General features: G+C 68.9%; 16 protein-coding genes and 1 tRNA gene. 10 read left to right on the top strand and 7 right to left on the bottom strand.

Translation table 11 applies throughout. The annotated features are described in order from the left end of the window. Nucleotides 1-120 precede the first annotated feature (120 nt). Together clpA and YU1_RS0113805 are read left to right on the top strand one after the other, a co-directional pair. Nucleotides 121-2,586 (top strand): ATP-dependent Clp protease ATP-binding subunit ClpA, encoded by a 2,466-nt coding sequence (gene clpA / locus YU1_RS0113810; protein ID WP_029004580.1) that lies wholly within the window; start codon nucleotides 121-123, stop codon nucleotides 2,584-2,586. A gap of 175 nt (nucleotides 2,587-2,761) precedes the next feature. Further along, the gene (locus YU1_RS0113805; protein WP_029004579.1) at nucleotides 2,762-3,358 is read left to right on the top strand and encodes a hypothetical protein; all 597 of its coding nucleotides are present in this window, start codon (nucleotides 2,762-2,764) and stop codon (nucleotides 3,356-3,358) included. Between the two features lie 14 nt (nucleotides 3,359-3,372). On the opposite strand, the gene YU1_RS29405 is transcribed toward YU1_RS0113805, so the two are convergent. Genes YU1_RS29405 through pabB form a run of 3 tightly spaced genes read right to left on the bottom strand, consistent with a single transcriptional unit; the run spans nucleotide 3,373 to nucleotide 6,157 of the window. Next, complete coding sequence (locus tag YU1_RS29405; protein ID WP_084539856.1) at nucleotides 3,373-3,987, bottom strand: GNAT family N-acetyltransferase; 615 nt, start codon at nucleotides 3,985-3,987, stop codon at nucleotides 3,373-3,375. Further along, nucleotides 3,984-4,772 (bottom strand): aminotransferase class IV, encoded by a 789-nt coding sequence (locus YU1_RS29400; RefSeq protein WP_035715349.1) that lies wholly within the window; start codon nucleotides 4,770-4,772, stop codon nucleotides 3,984-3,986. Before YU1_RS29400 ends, YU1_RS29405 begins: the two co-directional genes overlap by 4 nt. Then, nucleotides 4,757-6,157, bottom strand: coding sequence for an aminodeoxychorismate synthase component I (gene pabB / locus YU1_RS0113790; RefSeq protein ID WP_029004578.1), 1,401 nt, complete (start codon nucleotides 6,155-6,157; stop codon nucleotides 4,757-4,759). Before pabB ends, YU1_RS29400 begins: the two co-directional genes overlap by 16 nt. A gap of 360 nt (nucleotides 6,158-6,517) precedes the next feature. Between pabB and YU1_RS0113785 the strand changes: the two genes are divergently transcribed. Both YU1_RS0113785 and YU1_RS0113780 read left to right on the top strand, forming a co-directional pair. Next, on the top strand, nucleotides 6,518-7,168 hold the full coding sequence (locus tag YU1_RS0113785) for an AzlC family ABC transporter permease (RefSeq protein WP_245263323.1): 651 nt from the start codon (nucleotides 6,518-6,520) through the stop codon (nucleotides 7,166-7,168). Continuing rightward, on the top strand, nucleotides 7,165-7,512 hold the full coding sequence (locus YU1_RS0113780; protein WP_051356851.1) for an AzlD domain-containing protein: 348 nt from the start codon (nucleotides 7,165-7,167) through the stop codon (nucleotides 7,510-7,512). The genes YU1_RS0113785 and YU1_RS0113780 overlap by 4 nt, the downstream gene beginning before the upstream one ends. Before the next feature lie 125 nt (nucleotides 7,513-7,637). Here YU1_RS0113780 and glnA read toward each other — a convergent pair whose 3' ends face one another. Together glnA and YU1_RS0113770 are read right to left on the bottom strand one after the other, a co-directional pair. After that, on the bottom strand, nucleotides 7,638-9,047 hold the full coding sequence (gene glnA / locus YU1_RS0113775) for a type I glutamate--ammonia ligase (protein ID WP_029004575.1): 1,410 nt from the start codon (nucleotides 9,045-9,047) through the stop codon (nucleotides 7,638-7,640). Nucleotides 9,048-9,093: 46 nt separating this feature from the next. Continuing rightward, nucleotides 9,094-9,432, bottom strand: coding sequence for a P-II family nitrogen regulator (locus YU1_RS0113770; protein ID WP_012170130.1), 339 nt, complete (start codon nucleotides 9,430-9,432; stop codon nucleotides 9,094-9,096). A 217-nt stretch (nucleotides 9,433-9,649) separates the two neighbouring features. Here YU1_RS0113770 and YU1_RS0113765 point away from each other — a divergent pair, with 217 nt between their 5' ends. Further along, nucleotides 9,650-11,134 carry an NAD(P)H-hydrate dehydratase gene (locus YU1_RS0113765; RefSeq protein WP_198018923.1) on the top strand — a complete coding sequence of 495 codons (1,485 nt, stop codon included), beginning with the start codon at nucleotides 9,650-9,652 and terminating at the stop codon, nucleotides 11,132-11,134. Nucleotides 11,135-11,184: 50 nt separating this feature from the next. On the opposite strand, the gene YU1_RS0113760 is transcribed toward YU1_RS0113765, so the two are convergent. Together YU1_RS0113760 and YU1_RS0113755 are read right to left on the bottom strand one after the other, a co-directional pair. Continuing rightward, a complete protein-coding gene (locus tag YU1_RS0113760; RefSeq protein WP_029004573.1) occupies nucleotides 11,185-12,417 on the bottom strand; it encodes a multicopper oxidase family protein in 1,233 nt (410 codons plus the stop codon). Nucleotides 12,418-12,576: 159 nt separating this feature from the next. Further along, nucleotides 12,577-13,455, bottom strand: a complete 879-nt coding sequence (locus YU1_RS0113755; RefSeq protein WP_029004572.1) for an aldo/keto reductase family oxidoreductase — start codon at nucleotides 13,453-13,455, stop codon at nucleotides 12,577-12,579. Between the two features lie 101 nt (nucleotides 13,456-13,556). On the opposite strand from YU1_RS0113755, the gene YU1_RS0113750 reads away from it, so the two are divergent. From YU1_RS0113750 to clpX, 5 genes are all read left to right on the top strand, one after another. Continuing rightward, nucleotides 13,557-14,462, top strand: a complete 906-nt coding sequence (locus YU1_RS0113750; RefSeq protein ID WP_029004571.1) for a LysR family transcriptional regulator — start codon at nucleotides 13,557-13,559, stop codon at nucleotides 14,460-14,462. Between the two features lie 193 nt (nucleotides 14,463-14,655). Beyond that, nucleotides 14,656-14,740 (top strand) — tRNA-Leu (locus YU1_RS0113745). 104 nt (nucleotides 14,741-14,844) lie between these two features. Beyond that, nucleotides 14,845-16,194 (top strand): trigger factor, encoded by a 1,350-nt coding sequence (gene tig / locus YU1_RS0113740; protein WP_029004570.1) that lies wholly within the window; start codon nucleotides 14,845-14,847, stop codon nucleotides 16,192-16,194. Between the two features lie 68 nt (nucleotides 16,195-16,262). Then, the gene (clpP, locus tag YU1_RS0113735; protein WP_029004569.1) at nucleotides 16,263-16,895 is read left to right on the top strand and encodes an ATP-dependent Clp endopeptidase proteolytic subunit ClpP; all 633 of its coding nucleotides are present in this window, start codon (nucleotides 16,263-16,265) and stop codon (nucleotides 16,893-16,895) included. Between the two features lie 606 nt (nucleotides 16,896-17,501). Next, nucleotides 17,502-18,770: an ATP-dependent Clp protease ATP-binding subunit ClpX gene (gene clpX / locus YU1_RS0113730; RefSeq protein WP_029004568.1), complete on the top strand. Its 1,269-nt coding sequence runs from the start codon at nucleotides 17,502-17,504 to the stop codon at nucleotides 18,768-18,770. Nucleotides 18,771-19,070: the final 300 nt, after the last annotated feature.

Here is a 19,070-nt window from a genome sequence, read left to right as displayed (position 1 = left end):
TATGGTTGCTTAAGGGGCTTGCGCGGGGGGGAGGTCGGTACGAAGTTTTACGGAGCGCGTGCACGTTCGACGTCCCCGGACCGGCCGGGATTTCGGGCGAGGCACGAGATAGAGGTGTCGATGCCTACATTTTCCCGCAGCCTCGAACAGTCGCTCCATCGCGCACTGGCTCTCGCCAACGAACGCCATCACGAATATGCGACGCTCGAGCATCTGCTGCTGTCCCTGGTGGACGATCAGGATGCGGCCGCGGTCATGCGCGCCTGCAACGTCGATCTCGACAAGCTGCGCCGCAATCTCGTCGAATATGTCGATACGGAACTGGAGAATCTGGTCCAAACTGGCGGGGATGACTCCAAGCCGACCGCCGGCTTCCAGCGCGTGATCCAGCGCGCGGTCATCCATGTCCAGTCCTCCGGCCGCGAGGAGGTCACCGGCGCCAACGTGCTGGTCGCCATCTTCGCCGAGCGCGAGAGCCATGCCGCCTATTTCCTGCAGGAGCAGGACATGACGCGGTACGACGCGGTCAACTACATCTCCCACGGCATCGCCAAGCGTGCCGGCATGTCCGAGAGCCGCCCGGTCCGCGGTGCCGAGGAGGAGACCGAGACCAAGTCCGGCGAGGACACCAAGAAGAAGGCCGACGCGCTCGACGCCTATTGCGTGAACCTCAACAAGAAGGCGCACGAAGGCAAGATCGACCCGCTGATCGGCCGCCATGCGGAGATCCAGCGCACCATCCAGGTGCTGTGCCGCCGGCAGAAGAACAACCCGCTGTTCGTGGGCGACCCCGGCGTCGGCAAGACCGCCATCGCGGAAGGGCTCGCGCGCCGCATCATCAATGGCGACGTGCCCGAGGTGCTGGCCACCGCCACCATCTTCGCGCTCGACATGGGCGCGCTGCTCGCCGGCACCCGCTATCGCGGCGACTTCGAGGAGCGCCTCAAGCAGGTGGTGAAGGAGATCGAGGCCTATCCCAACGCCATCATGTTCATCGACGAGATCCACACCGTGATCGGCGCCGGTGCGACCTCGGGCGGGGCGATGGATGCCTCCAACCTGCTGAAGCCGGCGCTGGCCTCCGGCACGCTGCGCTGCATGGGCTCGACCACCTACAAGGAATACCGCCAGTATTTCGAGAAGGACCGGGCGCTCGTCCGTCGCTTCCAGAAGATCGACGTGGCCGAGCCGACCGTGCCGGACACCATCGAGATCCTGAAGGGGCTCAAGCCCTATTTCGAGGACTACCACAAGCTGCGCTACACCAACGAGGCCATCAAGGCCGCGGTGGAACTCTCCGCCCGCTACATCCACGACCGCAAGCTGCCGGACAAGGCGATCGACGTGATCGACGAGAGCGGCGCGGCGCAGATGCTGCTGCCCGAGGCGCGGCGCAAGAAGACCATCGGCCTCAAGGAGATCGAGGCCACCGTCGCCACCATGGCGCGGATCCCGCCGAAGTCCGTCTCCAAGGACGATACCGAGATGCTGTCCAACCTGGAGACGACCCTGAAGCGGGTGGTCTACGGCCAGGACAAGGCCATCGAGGCGCTGGCGGCCTCCATCAAGCTCGCCCGGGCGGGCCTGCGCGAGCCGGAGAAGCCGATCGGCTCCTACCTGTTCTCCGGCCCCACCGGCGTCGGCAAGACGGAAGTGGCCAAGCAGCTCGCCTCCATCCTGGGGGTGAACCTGCTGCGCTTCGACATGTCGGAATATATGGAGCGCCACACGGTCTCCCGGCTCATCGGCGCCCCTCCCGGCTACGTGGGCTTCGACCAGGGCGGCCTTTTGACCGACGGCGTCGACCAGACCCCGCATTGCGTGCTGCTGCTGGACGAGATCGAGAAGGCCCATCCGGACCTGTTCAACATCCTGCTCCAGGTCATGGACCACGGGAAGCTCACCGACCACAACGGCAAGTCGGTGGATTTCCGCAACGTGATCCTCATCATGACCACGAACGCGGGCGCCGCGGACCTGTCCAAGGCGGCCTACGGCTTCACCCGCAACAAGCGGGAAGGCGACGACATCGAGGCCATCAACCGCACCTTCGCGCCGGAATTCCGCAACCGGCTCGACTCGGTCATCACCTTCGCCCACCTCTCGACCGACGTGATCGGCCTGGTGGTGGAGAAGTTCGTGCTCCAGCTGGAAGCCCAGCTCGCCGACCGCAACGTGACCATCGGCCTGTCCGACGAGGCCACGCAGTGGCTGGTGGAGAAGGGCTATGACGAGCAGATGGGCGCCCGCCCCATGGGCCGGGTGATCCAGGAGTACATCAAGACGCCGCTGGCGGACGAGGTGCTGTTCGGCCGGCTGAAGAATGGCGGCCACGTGCTGGTGGTGGTCGAGGGCGAGGGCCGCGACAGCAAGCTCGGCTTCGACTATCAGGATGGCCCGATCACGCCGAAGCCGGACAAGATCAAGCCGGTGGCGGTCAAGCGGGCGCCGCGCAAGCGGGCCGCCCCCCGCACCGCCAAGGACAACGGCAAGCCCGGCCCCAAGGGCAGCCCGAAGTCGGGCGGTCCCTCGGGCGGCCCGCGTCGCGGCAGCCATGTGCCGAAGGTGCCGCTGGTGAAGGCCTGAGCCACATCCGGCATGCGGACCATGGGATCGAACGGGGCGGCTTCGGCCGCCCTTTTCATATACGCGAACGCCACCCTGGATTGCGTGAAGTTATAGTGATGCCCTGAGATTGAGATTGTTTCCCTTGAGGCAGGGTGACAGCATGCGGCCGGCATCCGCCGCCTGGGGGTCTTGCATGCAACGCATTCTGGAAGTGACGGCCGTGCATCTCGCCGTCCTGAAGAGCCATCCGCCGAAGATCCATCTCGTTGCCACCGGGCATGTGCCGACGTCGGGGTGGCGCAACCCTGCGCTCAATCCGTGGTTCTACATCGCCCCGCCTAAGGACGGGGTCCAGGACTTCGACTTCACGGCCGACGAGCCCGTGGGGATCGTCTCCCAGGTGATCGTCCCGGTGACGGCGGAGGTGCTGATCGACCGCGATCCCGCCACCTATTGGGGCCCGGATGCGCCTTTGCTGGGCGTGCGCATCCATGCCCGGATGAACGCGCTGGAAGCGACCTTCGAGGGGGGCGGCGCCGGAGACGCGAAGGTGCTGTCCGACCGCTGGGTGCCCTGGCCGCTGGCGCTGGCGGATCTGGGGGACGGCCTGCCGGATCTGTTCCCGCCCGGTCCCGCCGCGTCCCCGGCCGATGCGGTTTCCACGCTGATCGGCAAGGAATTGCGAGTTTACCATCCCGGCGATCCGCTGACGCTCGACTGGCGCTCGAACCGGGTCAACATCCAGGTGACGCCGGATACGCGGCGTATCCTCTCCGTCTCGTTCGGCTGAGCGGGCGCGTCCCGTCAGCCGCCTGTTGCCGCCTCTTCCGCGCCGCCCTCGAACGCAGCGCGGGTGAGGCGGTAGAGGACGTGGCGGCGCAGCCGGTGGCCCGCCGGCACGAGGGGGTGGTCGAAATTCTCGCGCGGGTCGTGGGTCATGTTGAGGCGCCGCATCACCGCCTGCGAGCGCGCGTTGGCGGGCACGGTGAGGGCGATGACCTCGGCCAGCCCGAGCCGGCCGAAGCCGTCCCTCAGGCTGAGGCGGGCGGCCTCGGTCACATAGCCCCGGCCCCAGAAGCGCTTCTGGATGCGCCAGCCGATCTCCACCGCCGGGGTGAAGGCGGCGGCATAAGGCACGTGCACCAGCCCGGTATAGCCGATGAAGGGCGCCACGCCGGGCACCTCGATCACCCACAGGCCGAAGCCGTGTTCGGCGAAATGCCGGGTGATGCGGTCCGCCACGGCATCGCTGGCGGCGCGGTCCGGCACCGGCATCAGATGCTCCATCACCACGGGGTCCGCCTGCATGGCGGCCAGGCCCTCGCGATCCTCCGGCCGCCATTGCCGCAGGCGGACACGCGGACCCGCGAGGTCCTCGGGCGGCGGCGAATAGGGCAAGTCGAGCATGGGAAAGCTCATGGCATCAGCTCCGCTTGCAGCCGGTCCGCCACCGGATGGGCGACGAAGGTGGCGTCGTCCACCGCCGCCACCGGGCGGATGCCGAGGCTGGAGGTGAGGAAGATCTCGCTGGCCTGGGCCAGATCCTCCAGCGTCAGCGGGGCTTCCCGCGCGCCGCGCGCCAGCAGGTCGGCGCGCATCACGCCGGGCAGGGCGCCATCCGCCACCGGCGGCGTCAGCAACGCGCCGTCGTGCACCACGAACAGGTTGGCGATGGTGCTTTCCGCCACCCGCCCCCGTGTGTTGAGCAGCAAAGCGTCGTCGCACCCGCGCTGCTGCGCCTCTTGGCGGGCGAGGATATTATCCAGATAGTTCAAAGACTTGATGCGAGCGAGCGGGGAGTGCTCGTTGCGCCGGGTGACGCGCGCCACGCACAGCCGCGCCGGGCCGGCGGGCGGGGCGAGGGCGGCGGCGGTGACCAGCAGCGTCGGGGCGGGCGCGGCCGGTGGCAGCACGCCGCGCGGTCCTTCGCCGCGGGTCACGGTGAGGCGCAGCACGGCGTCGGCAAGGCCGTTCGCCTCAAGCAGGGCGGCGGTGATGGCCGGCAGGTCGAAGACCGGGAGCGGGAGGCCGATCACCCGCGCACCCTCCGCCAGCCGGGCCAGATGGGCTTCCAGTCGCCGCGGCGCGCCGTGCCGCACGGCCAGCGTCTCGAACAGGCCGTCGCCCAAGGTGAAGCCCCGGTCGCCGGGGGCGATGCGGGCGGCGGCCGCGTCCACCAGGGCGCCGTTCAGCCAGACATGCATGGTCTCTCTCCCGTTACAGCCTGGAGCAGCGGCGCGATCTTGGTGAGGCTTTCCTCATATTCGGCGGCGGGGTCGCTGTCCGCGACGATGCCACCGCCCGCCTGCGCCACCAGCGTGTCGCCGCAGCGGGTGAGGGTGCGGATGACGATGGAGCTGTCCATGGCGCCGTCGAAGCCGATCCAGGCGATGGCGCCGCAATAGACGCCGCGGGGCTCCGGCTCCAGCTCGTGGATGATCTCCATGGCCCGCACCTTGGGCGCGCCGGTGATGGAGCCGCCGGGAAAGCAGGCGCGCAGCAGGTCCACCGCGCCGAGGCCCGGCCGCAGCCGCGCGCGCACCTCGGACACCAGGTGATGCACCGAGGCGAAGCTCTCCAGCGCGCAGAGCTGCGGCACCCGTACGCTGGCGAGCCGTGACACACGGCCGAGGTCGTTGCGCATCAGGTCCACGATCATCAGATTCTCGGCCCGGTCCTTGGCGCTGGCGAGGAGCGCGGCGGCGAGCGCGGCGTCCTCCGCAGCCGTGCGGCCGCGCGGCCGCGTGCCCTTGATGGGCCGCGTCTCCACCGTGCCGTCCGCCTCCAGCCGCAGGAAGCGCTCCGGCGAGGCGCTGATGACGGCAAGGTCCGGCCCGCAGGCGAGCAGCGCGGAGAAGGGCGCCGGGCTCAGGGCGCACAGCCGGCGGTAGAGGTCGAGATCGGAGAGGCCGGGCGGGCGCGGCGCGCTGAAGCGCTGGGTGATGTTGGCCTGGAAGACGTCGCCGGCATGGATATAGGCCACCGTGCGGGCGATGCGGGCTTCCACCTCGGCGCGCGGCAGGTCCGGCGTCCAGCGCGACACGGCGCTCCAGTCGAGCGGGGGCGCTTCCACGGGCAGGGCATCGAGGCGCCTCAGCAGCGCGTCCGCCCGCTCCGATGCCCGCCGCGCCCGCGCCTCGGCCGTGCGCTCCGGCAGGCCGGAACTGAGCAGAAAGGCCCGCCGCTCGGCATGGTCGAAGGCGATCACCAGATCATAGAGACCCATCACCATGTCGGGGATCGGCAGGCCCGGGCGCGGCGCGGGCAGCCGCTCCAGGTGGCGCCCCATCTCATAGGACAGGAAGCCGATCGCCCCGCCGGCGAACGGCACCGGGGCATCGCCGGGCAGGGCATGGGCGGCGAGCGCCTGCGCCAGAACGGTGAGGGGATCGCCCGCCACCGGGCGTCCGTCGCGCGTGGTGCCCGTCGCGTCTGCCCGCAGCACCGTGAACGGCTCGGCGGCGATATAGGAATAGCGCCCGCGCCCGGTATCCGCCGCCGCGCTGTGCAGCAGCGCCGCCATGGGATCGCCGGCGAAGGCGTGGAACAGCCGGACGGGGTCGTCATAGGCGAGGGGCACCACATGCACGGACGGCGGGTCTCCGGAGCAGCGCGATTTGCACCGCGCGTGCCCTAGCATATCGGCGGCCGCCTGACCGCGCTGCCTTGAGGCGATCCGGCGCGGAATGCCCCTGGGCGCCGCGAGCGACACCGGAGCGCCCTTCGGGCCCCGCCGCAAGGCCGGGCCGCGAGCCATGCGTCACGATGGCTCCCGCCGCCGGTGCCCGGATGCTACAGGAGAGGCATCCCCCAGCGGCATCTCCGCCGCCCATCCCCGAAGCCGCGCCCATGCTTGACACCACTTCCGAGCCGAGCCCGCCCGCGCTCCATGGCTGGCCCTATTGGGCGCTCCAGGGCATGCGGGGGGGCGGTTTCCGTTCCTCTGCTGGTGCTCATCGCCTCCTACATCGGCTTCGGCGGCCTGCTGCAAGGGGTCGGCTTTCCGCTGCTGCCCGGCATGCTCTCCACGATCCTCATCTGGGCCCTGCCGGCCCAGGTGATTCTCGTCGGCGGACTGGCGGCGGGCACCGCCCTGCCGGCCATCGCGCTGGCAGTGGGCCTGTCCTCCATCCGCCTGCTGCCCATGGTGGTGGCGCTGGCGCCCGTGGCCCGCGGACGGCACCGTTCCGTCTGGGCGGAGATCTGGTCTTCCCATTATGTGGCCATGACCATGTGGGTGGAGGGCATGCGCCTGCTGCCCAAGGTGCCGGCGGAGGGGCGGCTGCCCTACATGCTGGGCATGGGCAATGTCTATGTGGGGGTGAGCACGCTTTCCACCTGGATCGGCTTCGAACTGGCCGGCGGGCTGCCGGCGCCGCTGGCCGGGGCGCTGCTGTTCCTGACGCCGGCCTCCTTCACCATCCTCATGGTGCGCGGCTCGCGCACGGCGCTGGACTGGATGGCGCTCGGCTTCGGCCTCGTCTCGGCGCCGCTGGTGGCGGGGCTCGGCGGCGGCATGGACCTGATGATCGGCGGCGTCGGCGGCGGCACGCTGGCCTATGTGGGCGCGCGCCTCATGAAGCGGAGGAAGGCGGCGTGATCTACGACAACGCCTGGGTGGCCGCGCTCATCGTCATCTTCGTCGGCTTCCTGCCCACCGAGGTCTGGCGCTGGCTCGCCGTCTTCGCCGGCCGGCGGGTGGAGGCGGGCAGCGAACTGTTCAACTGGATCAAGGCGGTGGCGACGGCGCTGCTGGCCGCCGTGGTGGGCCGCCTCGTGTTCGTGCCCACCGGGGCGCTGGTGGGCGTGCCGCTGGGCCTGCGGCTCGCGTCCGTGGCGGCGGGCGTCCTCGCCTTCCTGCTGATCCGCCGCTCGGTGCTGGCGGGCGTCGCGGCGACCCAGGCGGTGCTGCTGGGCGGCATCTGGTGGCTGGGCATCGGCTGACCGCCTGAAAACAAAAGGGGCGCCCGAAGGCGCCCCAGTCTGGGAGAGACCCGAAGGTCGAACCCGAAGGTCGAACCCGAACGTCGAACCCGGAGGCGCCGGCCCGCAGGCCGGCACGCGGCGGATCAGACCGAGTAGTACATCTCGAACTCGACCGGATGCGGGGTCATCTCGAAGCGAGCGACTTCCTTCATCTTGAGCTCGATGTAGGACTCGATGAAGTCCTTCTGGAACACGTCGCCCTTCAGCAGGTAGTCGTGGTCCTTGGCGAGCGACTCGAGCGCCTCGCGGAGCGAACCGCAGACGGTCGGGATCTGCTTCAGCTCGGCCGGGGGCAGATCGTACAGATCCTTGTCCATGGCCGCGCCGGGATCGATCTTGTTCAGGATGCCGTCCATGCCGGCCATGAACAGGGCCGAGAAGGCGAGGTAGGGGTTCGCGCCTGGATCGGGGAAGCGAACCTCGACACGCTTGGCCTTCGGGTTGCTGGTGAACGGGATGCGGCAGGACGCCGAACGGTTGCGGGCCGAATAGGCCAGCAGCACCGGGGCCTCATAGCCCGGGACCAGGCGCTTGTAGGAGTTGGTCAGCGGGTTGGTGAAGGCGTTCAGCGACTTGGCGTGCTTGATGACGCCGCCGATGTACCACAGGCACTCCTGCGACAGGTCGGCATACTTGTCGCCGGCGAACAGCGGCTTGCCGTCCTTCCAGATGGACTGGTGGACGTGCATGCCCGAGCCGTTGTCGCCATAGACCGGCTTCGGCATGAAGGTGGCGGTCTTGCCGTAGATGTTGGCGACCTGGTGGATGCAGTACTTATAGACCTGCAGGTGGTCGGCCATGGTGACGAGCTGGCCGAACTTCAGGCCGAGCTCGTGCTGGGCGGACGCCACCTCGTGGTGGTGCTTCTCGACCTTCGCGCCCATCTTGGCCATGGAAGCGAGCATCTCGGAGCGCATGTCCTGGGCGCTGTCGAGCGGGGGCACCGGGAAATAGCCGCCCTTGGTCTGGATGCGGTGGCCGAGGTTGCCGCCTTCATAGTCGGTGTCGCCGTTGGTCGGCAGCTCGATGGAGTCCAGCTTGAAGCCCGTGTTGTACGGGTCGGCCTTGAACTTCACGTCGTCGAAGATGAAGAACTCGGCCTCGGGGCCGAAGAACACGGTGTCGCCGATGCCGGTGGACTTCAGATAGGCCTGGGCCTTCTTGGCGATGCCGCGCGGGTCGCGGCCGTAGGGTTCGCCCGTGGTGGGCTCGAGCACATCGCACACCACCGAGAGGGTGGTCTCGGAGAAGAACGGGTCGATGGTGGCGGTCTCGACGTCCGGCATGAGCAACATGTCGGACTCGTTGATCGCCTTCCAGCCGGCGATGGAGGACCCGTCGAACGCCTGGCCTTCGGCGAAGAACTCGTCGTCGACCATGGTGATGTCGAAGGTCACGTGCTGCCACTTGCCGCGCGGATCCGTGAAGCGCAGGTCAACGTATTTCACGTCGTTCGACTTGATGAAGTCGAGGACTTCCTTGGCCGTTTTCATTTGGGTAAACGCCTTTCCTGAAGGTAAAGGTAATGGCTGACGGAGATTAGATCGCGTCGAGGCCGGTTTCGCCGGTGCGGATGCGGATGGCTTCCTCGATGCTGGACACGAAGATCTTTCCATCGCCGATGCGGCCGGTCTGGGCAGCGCGGAGCAGGGCCTCCACTGCTTTCTCGACCATATCGTCGGCGAGCACGACCTCGATCTTCACCTTCGGGAGAAAATCCACCACGTACTCGGCGCCACGATACAGCTCGGTATGGCCCTTCTGGCGCCCGAACCCTTTCGCCTCGGTAACTGTGATACCCTGGAGGCCGACTTCCTGGAGGGCCTCCTTCACTTCATCGAGCTTGAAGGGCTTGATGATCGCCTCGATCTTCTTCATGCGCTCCGTCTCCCGTGGCCCGTCCTCTCCGCCGATCGGCCGAGCCGCAGTCTTGTAAGCACGATATATGCCAGCCGCGCCATTGCCGGATTCGCCGCAGCTGTGGATGGCTGGAAGTGCCTATCCCGTAGGCGTTAAGGCTAAAAATTATGCAATTTTCTGCTGAGCAATCGCCCGTGTTTGGGTGTGATTTAGGCAGTGCCGGCAGGGCCCGCGGATGATCGAACTGCTCGATCCACAGGAGATGGGGCGGGCCGATCGGCTGGCCGTGGAGTGGGGTACCGCCGGCATCGTTCTGATGGACCGCGCCGGCGCGGCCGTGGCGGATGTGGTGGCGCGCCGCCCCCTGTCTACGCGAATCACCATTCTCTGCGGCCCCGGCAACAATGGCGGCGACGGTTTCGTGGCCGCGCGGGTTCTGGCGCAGCGCGGCTATCGCGTCCGCCTGGCCCTGCTCGGCCAGCGCGAACGGCTGGCCGGCGACGCGGCGCTGGCGGCGGCGCGCTGGACCGGCCCGGTGGAGGAGGCTGCTGCCTGCGAATTAGGCGACGCCGACCTCATCGTCGATGCGCTGTTCGGCGCCGGGCTCGCCCGCGACCTCGACGGCGCCGCGCGCGCCCTGGTGGAGCGCATTGCGGCGAGCGGCAAGCCGATCATCGCGGTGGATTTGCCGTCCGGCATCGACGGCGCCACCGGCGCCGTCCGGGGCGCGGCGGCGCAGGCGGTGGAGACGGTGACCTTCTTCCGCCGCAAGCCGGGGCACCTGCTGCTGCCCGGCCGGGCCTTGTGCGGCAAGGTGCGGGTGGCGGACATCGGCATCCCCGAGGCGGTGCTGGGCGAGATCCGCCCGGCCACCAGCGTGAACGGGCCGGGCCTGTGGCGGGCCGCTTTTCCCATCCCCTCGGCCACCGGGCACAAATATGCCCGCGGCCATGCGGTGGTGGTGAGCGGCGGGCCGTGGACCGCCGGCGCCGCGCGGCTCTGCGCCCGCGGCTGCCTGCGGGCCGGGGCGGGGCTGGTGACGGTGGCTGCGCCCGAGGCGGCGCTGCCGCTGCATGCGGCCTCCTATGCCGCGCTGATGATCCGGCCCGGCGGCACCCCCGAGGAGCTGGCGCATCTGCTTGAGGATGCACGACTTTCCACCGTCGTGCTGGGGCCGGGGCTGGGCGTGGGGGAAGAGACGCGGGCGCTCGCCACTGCGGCGGCGGGGCCGGGGCGCGCGGTCGTGCTGGATGCCGATGCGCTGACCAGTTTCGCCGGTGATCCCAAGGCCTTGGCGGCTCTGATCGCGACCGCGCGGGGGGCGGTGGTGACGCCGCACGAGGGCGAGTTCGCCCGCCTGTTCGAGGGCTCGGGCCTCATCCCGGCCGGTGCCGACAAGCTGCGCCGCGCCCGTGCCGCCGCGCAAGCCCTTGGCGGCGTTGTGATTTTGAAGGGTGCCGACACTGTGGTGGCGGCGCCGGACGGGCGGGCGGCGATCGCCGAGAATGCCCCGCCCTATCTGGCCACGGCGGGGGCGGGGGACGTGCTGGCGGGCCTCGCCGGCGGGCTGCTGGCGCAGGGCATGGCGCCCTATGAGGCGGCGGCGGCGGCGGTCTGGCTGCATGGCGAGGCGGCCCGCGTCGCCGGGCCGGGGCTGATCGCCGACGATCTGCCGGAGGCGCTGCCCAAGGTCTACGCCACATTGTTCGAGACGCCCTAGCCCCTTGGCCTGACATGAAAAACGCCCCAGCCGGAGCCGGGGCGAAGGGGCTATTTCACCTCATAGGCGGCGGCGGCCAGCACCTCGCCTGTGCCGCCCTTCCGGGCGATGACGGCCCATTTTCCGGGGGTGTCGGGCCGCACCGCCACCCGCACGGTGGTCTTGGCGGGGACCGGGACGGTGTCGTGCCACCAGGGCTTCCAGCCGTCGTCCGCGCCGTCCAGGACCCTTACCGGCATACCGTGGAAATGCACCGCGACCGGCGCGTCCACCTTGTTCGTAAGGGCGATGACCCCAGACTTCCCCACTTGCAACATACACAGCGTGGGGAAGCTCCCGAGGCCGGCCGCCTCCGGCCCGATGGCCAGCTCGGCGCGCACCGCCCCGGCGAGCGGGATCTCGGCCGGCAAAGCGTTGGCGGGCAGCGCCGCCGGGGTGGCGGCGGGGGCGGGCAGGTTGCTCGCGCCCACCGGGGCGATCAAAGCGAGCTGCACCGGCGCCTTGGTGGTCTCAATCTCCAGCACGATGGGATCGGCCGAGCCGCCGTTGAGATTGACGTCGAGGGCAAGGTCGATGCGCCCGCCGGGCACCAGCTGCACCCGGCCTTCCTTCAGGACGAACGGGGCGGTCGGCTGGCCGTCGATGGCGATCACCCAGCTCTGGGCATCCACCACGTGCAGGCGCAGGAAGTCCGCCGAGGCGTTGATGAGGCGCAGCCGGGCGCGGGCGGCGGAGGGCGCCTCCAGCGTCGGCGAGACCACGCCGTTCACGGTGATCAGCGGCACCTGCATGGTGGGGTCGGGGGCCCAGGTCTGGATCAGCATCACATGGTCGGCACCGAACGGGGAGGGGCCGTCCTCCTCCACGATCAGCGCGCCGGCGAGCGCCCGGCGGGCCTGCGCCGGGTCGAAGGCGTGATACCAGAAGGTGCCGGCGTCCGGCGGGAAGAAGCGGATGTCGCGGCTGCCGCCCGGCGCGATGGCCGGCCCGGTGAGGCCGGGCACGCCGTCGAGCGCATTGGGCACCCGCACGCCGTGCCAAGTGAGGTCCAGCGGCGCCTTGAGGCCGTTGGCGGCGGCCACCGCCACGGGCTGGCCGCGCTTCACCTTCAGCACCGGGCCGGGCAGGCCGCCCTCGAACAGGTCCACCGGGCCGGCACCGGCCAGCTCGATGCGCTCGGCCGGGGCGGCCTTGAGCGGGACGGGGGAGGGGAGAGCGGCGGACTGGGCGCCGGCGCGGCGCGGAAGGGCGCCGGCGAGGGTCAAGGCGGCGGCGCCGGTCAAGGCCGCGCGTCGAGAAATAGTCGGTACGCGCAAGACATCTCTCCGCAACTTGAGAAGCAGGCGGGCGACCTTCTCTTGTCGGCGGGCAAAGGGCAAGTGGCGATTGGCGGCACTATCATCCCGCCGCCGCCCGTGTCCGGCCGCCGCCCGCCGCCGCTCTCAGGCCGTGCCGGCCGGCGCCGCGATGGCGTCCAGCGCCGCCATCGCCTCCTCCGGCAGCTCCAGCGCGGCGGCCGCCAGATTCTCTTGCAGATGCGCCGGTGAGGAGGTGCCGGGGATCAGCAGGATGTTGGGCGCGCGGCGCAGCAGCCAGGCGAGGGCCACCTGCATGGGCGTGGCGCCGAGCCGTTCGGCGACCTCGGACAAGGCGGTGGATTGCAGCGGGCTGAAGCCGCCGAGCGGGAAGAAGGGCACATAGGCGATGCCGGCGCGCCCCAGGTCGTCGATCAGCGCGTCGTCGGCCCGGTGGGCGAGATTGTAGTGGTTCTGCACGCAGACGATCTCGCAGATGCCGCGCCCCTCCGCCACCTGGGCGGCGGTGACGTTGCTCAGCCCGATGTGGCGCACGAGGCCGCGCCGCTGCATCCCGGCGAGGACGGCGAGCGGCGCCGCGATGGAGCCTTCGGCGGGGCCGTAGGGGTCGATCATGATGCGCAGGTTCACCACGTCCAGCACCTCGCGCCCGAGGTTGCGCAGATTGTCCTGCACCGCCGCTTCCAGGTCCTCCGGCGCGAAGGCCGGGAGCCAGGAGGCGTCGGCGCCGCGCCGGGCGCCGATCTTGGTGACGATGACGAGGTCCTCGGGATAGGGCGCCAGCGCCTCGCGGATCAGCCGGTTGGTGACGTGCGGGCCGTAGAAATCGCTGGTGTCGATGTGGTTGACGCCGCCCGCCAGCGCCGCGCGCAGCACGGCGAGGGCCGCCGCCGGGTCCTTGGGCGGGCCGAACACGCCGGGGCCGGCCAGCTGCATGGCGCCATAGCCGAGGCGCCGCACGGGGTGGCCGGCGAGGGGATAGGTGTCGGCGGGAAGCTGCGACATGGGGAAACTCCGTCTCGGTGTCTCGATGGCCGCAAGCTAGCCCGTCGCCAAATGCAGGATAATCCGGCACAATCCGCACGGGCTGTGCGGGAATGCGAACAATGAAGACGGATCTGAACGATCTGAACGCCTTCCTGGCGGTGGCCCGCGCCGGGGGCTTCCGCGACGGCGCCCGCGCCAGCGGCGGCAGCGCCTCGGGCCTGAGCGAGGCGGTGCGCCGCCTGGAGGGGCAGCTCGGCGTCCGGCTGCTCCACCGCACCACGCGCAGCGTCGCGCCGACCGAGGCCGGGCGCCGCCTGCTGGAGCGGCTCGGCCCGGCCCTGGGCGAGGTGGCGGCGGCGCTCGATGCGGTGGAGGGGCTTCGCGACCGGCCGGCGGGCACGTTGAAGCTGAATGTGCCGGTGAGCGCCGCCCGCCTCGTGCTGCCCGCCATCGTCCCGGCCTTCCTCGCCGCCTATCCGGAGGTCCGCCTGGAGGTGCTGGCGGACGACAGCTTCGTGGATGTGCTGGCGGCCGGGTGCGATGCCGGCATCCGCTATGACGAGCGGCTGGAGCAGGACATGATCGCGGTGCCCATCGGCCCCCGCGTCCAGCGCTTCGCGGCCGCCGCCGCGCCCGGCTATCTCGACCGCCGCGGCCGGCCGGACCACCCCCGCGACCTGCTGGGCCACGCCTGCCTCAGCGGCCGCTTCTCCAGTGGGGCGATGATGGCCTGGGAGTTCGAGCGCGACGGCGAGGTGGTGCGCATCGATCCCGCCGGGCCGTTGCTGGTCAGCGTCGGCGCCGCCACCGACCTGGCGGTGGATGCGGCGATCGCCGGCACCGGCATCGTCAATTTGTTCGAGGACTGGCTGCGCCCCCATTTCGATCGCGGCGCGCTGGAGCCGGTGCTGGAGTCCTGGTGGCCGCGCTTCTCCGGCCCCTTCCTCTATTACCCCGGCCGCCGCCTGGTGCCTCCGCCGCTGCGGGCTTTCATCGATTTCATCCGGGCGCCGGCGGGCCGCTGACGGCAGGCGACGGACCCCCTCGGCGGGCGGGCCCGGCGGCGCTCACGCTATGCACACCCGCCGCCTTCCCCGGTGTTGTTTTTCTTGCTGCACGGGGAAGACGGCATGATATAAGCGCCAACCCGGCCGGACCCGAGTCAATCGGTCGAGCGGGCGATGGTGCGCGCCCAGGTGCGCGGATCGCCGCCCGCATGCGGGCGTGGCGGAACTGGTAGACGCGCGGGATTTAGGTTCCCGTGACGCAAGTCGTGGGGGTTCGAGCCCCTCCGCCCGCACCACGTCCACCACCCGTTTCCGTTGGGATGCAAGGCGTCCACCTTTGGTGGCGCCGGAGAATTTCGAACCGGACCGCGACTTGCGGCCTATGGATGAAGGCAAGACGATGCAGGTGACCGAAACCCAGGCCGAGGGCCTCAAGCGCGCCTATACTGTGGTGCTCCCCGCGGCCGAACTCGATGCCAAGGCCCAGGATCGCCTGGTCGAGCTGAAAGACAAGGTGAAGATCAACGGCTTCCGTCCCGGCAAGGTGCCGGTGGCGCACCTCAAGGCGCTGTACGGCAAGTCCGTCATGGCCGAGGTGATCGAGCAGGCCGTCACCGAGGCCAACGGCAAGATCATCGAAGAGAACAGCCTGCGCCTCGCGCTGCCGCCCAAGGTGGAGCTGCCCCAGGCCGAGGACGAGGTGAAGGCCGTCATCGACGGCGCCGCCGACCTCACCTACACGGTCGAGCTGGAAGTGCTGCCCAAGATCGAGCTGGGCAACTTCAAGGAGATCTCCATCGAGAAGCCGGTGGCCATCGTCGCCGACGAAGAGGTGGACGACACCATCAAGCGCCTGGTGGACGCCAACCGGCCGTTCAGCGCCAAGGACGGCGCCGCCGCCACCGGCGACCGCATCACGGTGGACTTCGTGGGCTCCATCGACGGCGTGCCGTTCGATGGCGGCGCCGGCGAGGGCGTGCCGGTGGTGATCGGCTCCAACAGCTTCATCCCCGGCTTCGAGGACCAGCTGGTCGGCATGTCGGCCGGTGAGGAACGCACCATCAATGTCACGTTCCCGACTAACTATCTGTCGGAGCAGCTCGCCGGCAAGGACGCCTCGTTCGCGGTGAAGGCTTCGGCCGTGGAAGCCCCCGGCGACCTGACCATCGACGACGAGTTCGCCAAGTCGCTGGGCCTGGAAAGCCTTGACCAGCTCAAGCAGCAGGTGCGCGAGCGCATCGCCAAGGAGCACGAGGGCGCCACCCGCCAGCGGGTGAAGCGCCAGCTGCTCGACGCGCTCGACGCCAGCCACAAGTTCGACGTGCCCCCGACCCTGGTGTCGCAGGAGTTCGACGGCGTGTGGCAGCAGGTCCAGAGCGACCTGGCGCAGCAGAAGCACACCTTCGCCGACGAGGGCACCTCGGAGGATGAGGCCCGCGCCGAGTACCAGCGCATCGCCGAGCGCCGCGTGCGCCTTGGCCTGGTTCTTGCGGAGATCGGGGAGCGCAACAATATACAGGTCAGCGACGACGAGGTGACGCGCGCGGTGGTGGAGCGTGCGCGGCAATTCCCCGGCCAGGAGCAGCAGGTGTGGGACTACTATCGCCGCAATGCGCAGGCGATGGCGTCGCTGCGTGCGCCCCTGTTCGAGGAAAAGGTCGTCGACTTCCTGCTGGAGCTCGCCAACGTGACCGAAAAGCAGGTCACGCGCGAGGAGCTCTATAAGGAAGAAGAGGAGAAGGCGGCCTGATCCCAGGCCTCCTTTAGTCTCTCTACCTGCGACGATATCGCGCGCTCTCCCCGCGCCGAGGACTGAAAATGCGTGATCCTGTTGATACTTATATGAACTACCTCGTCCCCATGGTGGTCGAGCAGACCAACCGCGGGGAGCGCGCGTACGACATCTATTCCCGTCTGCTGAAGGAGCGGATCATCTTCCTGACCGGTCCGGTGGAAGACGGGATGTCGACGCTGGCGGTGGCTCAGCTGCTCTTTCTTGAGGCCGAAAACCCCAAGAAGGAAATCTCCATGTACATCAACTCGCCGGGCGGCGTGGTGACGTCGGGTCTGGCGATCTACGACACCATGCAGTTCATCCGCCCGGCGGTGTCCACGCTGTGCATCGGCCAGGCGGCCTCCATGGGCTCGCTGCTGCTGACCGCCGGCGAGAAGGGGCTGCGTTTCGCGCTGCCGAATGCTCGAATCATGGTCCACCAGCCGTCCGGCGGCTTCCAGGGCCAGGTGACGGACATCATGCTGCACGCGCAGGAGATCATGAGCCTCAAGAAGCGGCTGAATGAAATCTACGTGAAGCACACCGGCCAGCCGATCGAGAAGATCGAGGACGCCCTGGAGCGCGACAACTTCATGACCGCCGGCGTCGCGCAGGAGTTCGGCCTGATCGATTCCGTGCTCGACAAGCGCCCGGCGGAAGACGCCGCCAAGTCCTGATCCGGAGCGTTTTCCGGGGGCGGTGCGCGCAACGCTCTTGCGTGCACCGCCATATCGCGCTTGCATGCTCCGATAGCCGGCATTGGACCGGCTGCGTCGGAGCTTCGCCAGAACATGGCGTTGTGCCGGGGCAGGCAACATCCGCCTCGGCGTTTCCGACGTAGCCATCTCTATCCGATGGCGGCGCACGATCCGGCGTGCGCGATGAAAAAGTGTCATCGTTCAGGCCGGACTGCCCTGGAAGGGTCCATTTAGGCACGCCATATGCATGTGCCTTGATCGGACGATCCGGTGGTGATTGGCTGATGTTCGGCCGAAGGGCCGCACCGAGTTGGGACCGCGTTGAGTTGGGACCGGATAGAGTGACGACCCCCACAGAGTGACAAGGCAGCCGCAAGGCTGAGGTGTTAACTCAGAGTTGTGGCGGCAGGACGAGGATGGCGGATCGGGCCGGAAGGCGCGATTGTCCGCCAGAGGGTGGCCGGAAGGCCACTGCGGGGACACGGCGCATCGGCGCTTTGCCCCATAAGGGTTCCGTCTCAGCCGGGCGGGAGGGCTCTGTTCAGGAGCGCCTCGTCCGATCGGGCGGACCGCACGGAGATGAAGATGAGCAAGACCGGCGGCAGCGACAGCAAGAACACGCTTTACTGCTCGTTCTGCGGCAAAAGCCAGCACGAGGTCCGCAAGCTCATCGCAGGACCAACGGTCTTCATTTGCGACGAGTGTGTCGAACTGTGCATGGACATCATTCGCGAGGAATCGAAGTCCTCGCTGGTGAAGTCGCGGGACGGCATCCCGACCCCGAAGGAAATCCGCAAGGTTCTCGATGACTATGTCATCGGCCAGGACCATGCGAAGAAGGTCCTCTCGGTGGCGGTGCACAACCACTACAAGCGCCTGAACCACGCCACCAAGCATGGCGATGTGGAGCTGGCCAAGTCCAACATCATGCTCATCGGCCCCACGGGCTCGGGCAAGACGCTGCTGGCCCAGACGCTGGCGCGCATCCTGGACGTGCCGTTCACCATGGCCGACGCCACCACGCTGACGGAAGCCGGCTACGTGGGCGAGGATGTGGAGAACATCATCCTCAAGCTGCTCCAGGCCGCCGACTACAATGTGGAGCGGGCGCAGCGCGGCATCGTCTATATCGACGAGATCGACAAGATCAGCCGCAAGTCGGACAACCCGTCCATCACCCGCGACGTGTCGGGCGAGGGCGTGCAGCAGGCCCTGCTGAAGATCATGGAAGGCACGGTGGCCTCCGTGCCCCCGCAGGGCGGCCGCAAGCACCCGCAGCAGGAGTTCCTGCAGGTGGACACCACCAACATCCTGTTCATCTGCGGCGGCGCGTTCGCCGGGCTGGACAAGATCATCGCTTCGCGCGGCAAGGGCGGCACCTCCATCGGCTTCGGCGCAAAGGTGGCCTCGGTCGAGGACCGCCGCCCCGGCGAGGTGTTCCGCGAGGTGGAGCCCGAGGACCTGCTGAAGTACGGCCTCATCCCCGAGTTCATCGGCCGTCTGCCGGTGCTGGCGACGCTGGGCGATCTCGACGAGGCGGCGCTGAAGCAGATCCTCTCCGAGCCGAAGAACGCGCTGGTGAAGCAGTATCAGCGCCTGTTCGAGATGGAGAACGTGGACCTGACCATCCACGAGGAGGCGCTGGGCGCCATCGCCCGCAAGGCGATCGAACGCAAGACCGGCGCCCGCGGGTTGCGCTCGATCATGGAAGGAATCCTGCTGGATACCATGTTCGATCTTCCGGGCCTGGAAGGCGTGGAAGAGGTGGTCATCAGCAAGGAAGTGGTCGAGCAGAATGCACGCCCGCTCTACATCTATGCGGACCGTGTCGGCGACGCCGGCGCGAGCGCCTGACGGGGGCATCCCCGCCTTCTTCCCCCGCGCCGCCGGAGCGGGGGAAGTGCCTGAATTCGCCCACGAAGTCGCTTCCGAAAAGACGCTCGAACTAACTGAGTTCCGAGCGGTCCGGGCGGTCTTGAAAGCCCGCGGCACGCTCTCCATGTCTGTGGTGAAGAATCCGGTTCCCGGGCTCGGTTCCTGTGCCTCTCGCGGCGGTTCGCCGCTTCTGCATCGAAATCCCGTTCCCGTCCCGGCTGCGACCCGCGCAGGCGAACCCTTTTGTCCGCCCGCGTTGGCGCCTACTGAAAGGATTGG

Source organism: Azorhizobium doebereinerae UFLA1-100, from assembly GCF_000473085.1.
Classification (GTDB): Bacteria; Pseudomonadota; Alphaproteobacteria; order Rhizobiales; family Xanthobacteraceae; genus Azorhizobium; species Azorhizobium doebereinerae.
The sequence above is the reverse complement of the archived record's forward strand: the minus strand, read 5'-3'. Positions and strand labels throughout refer to the sequence as shown.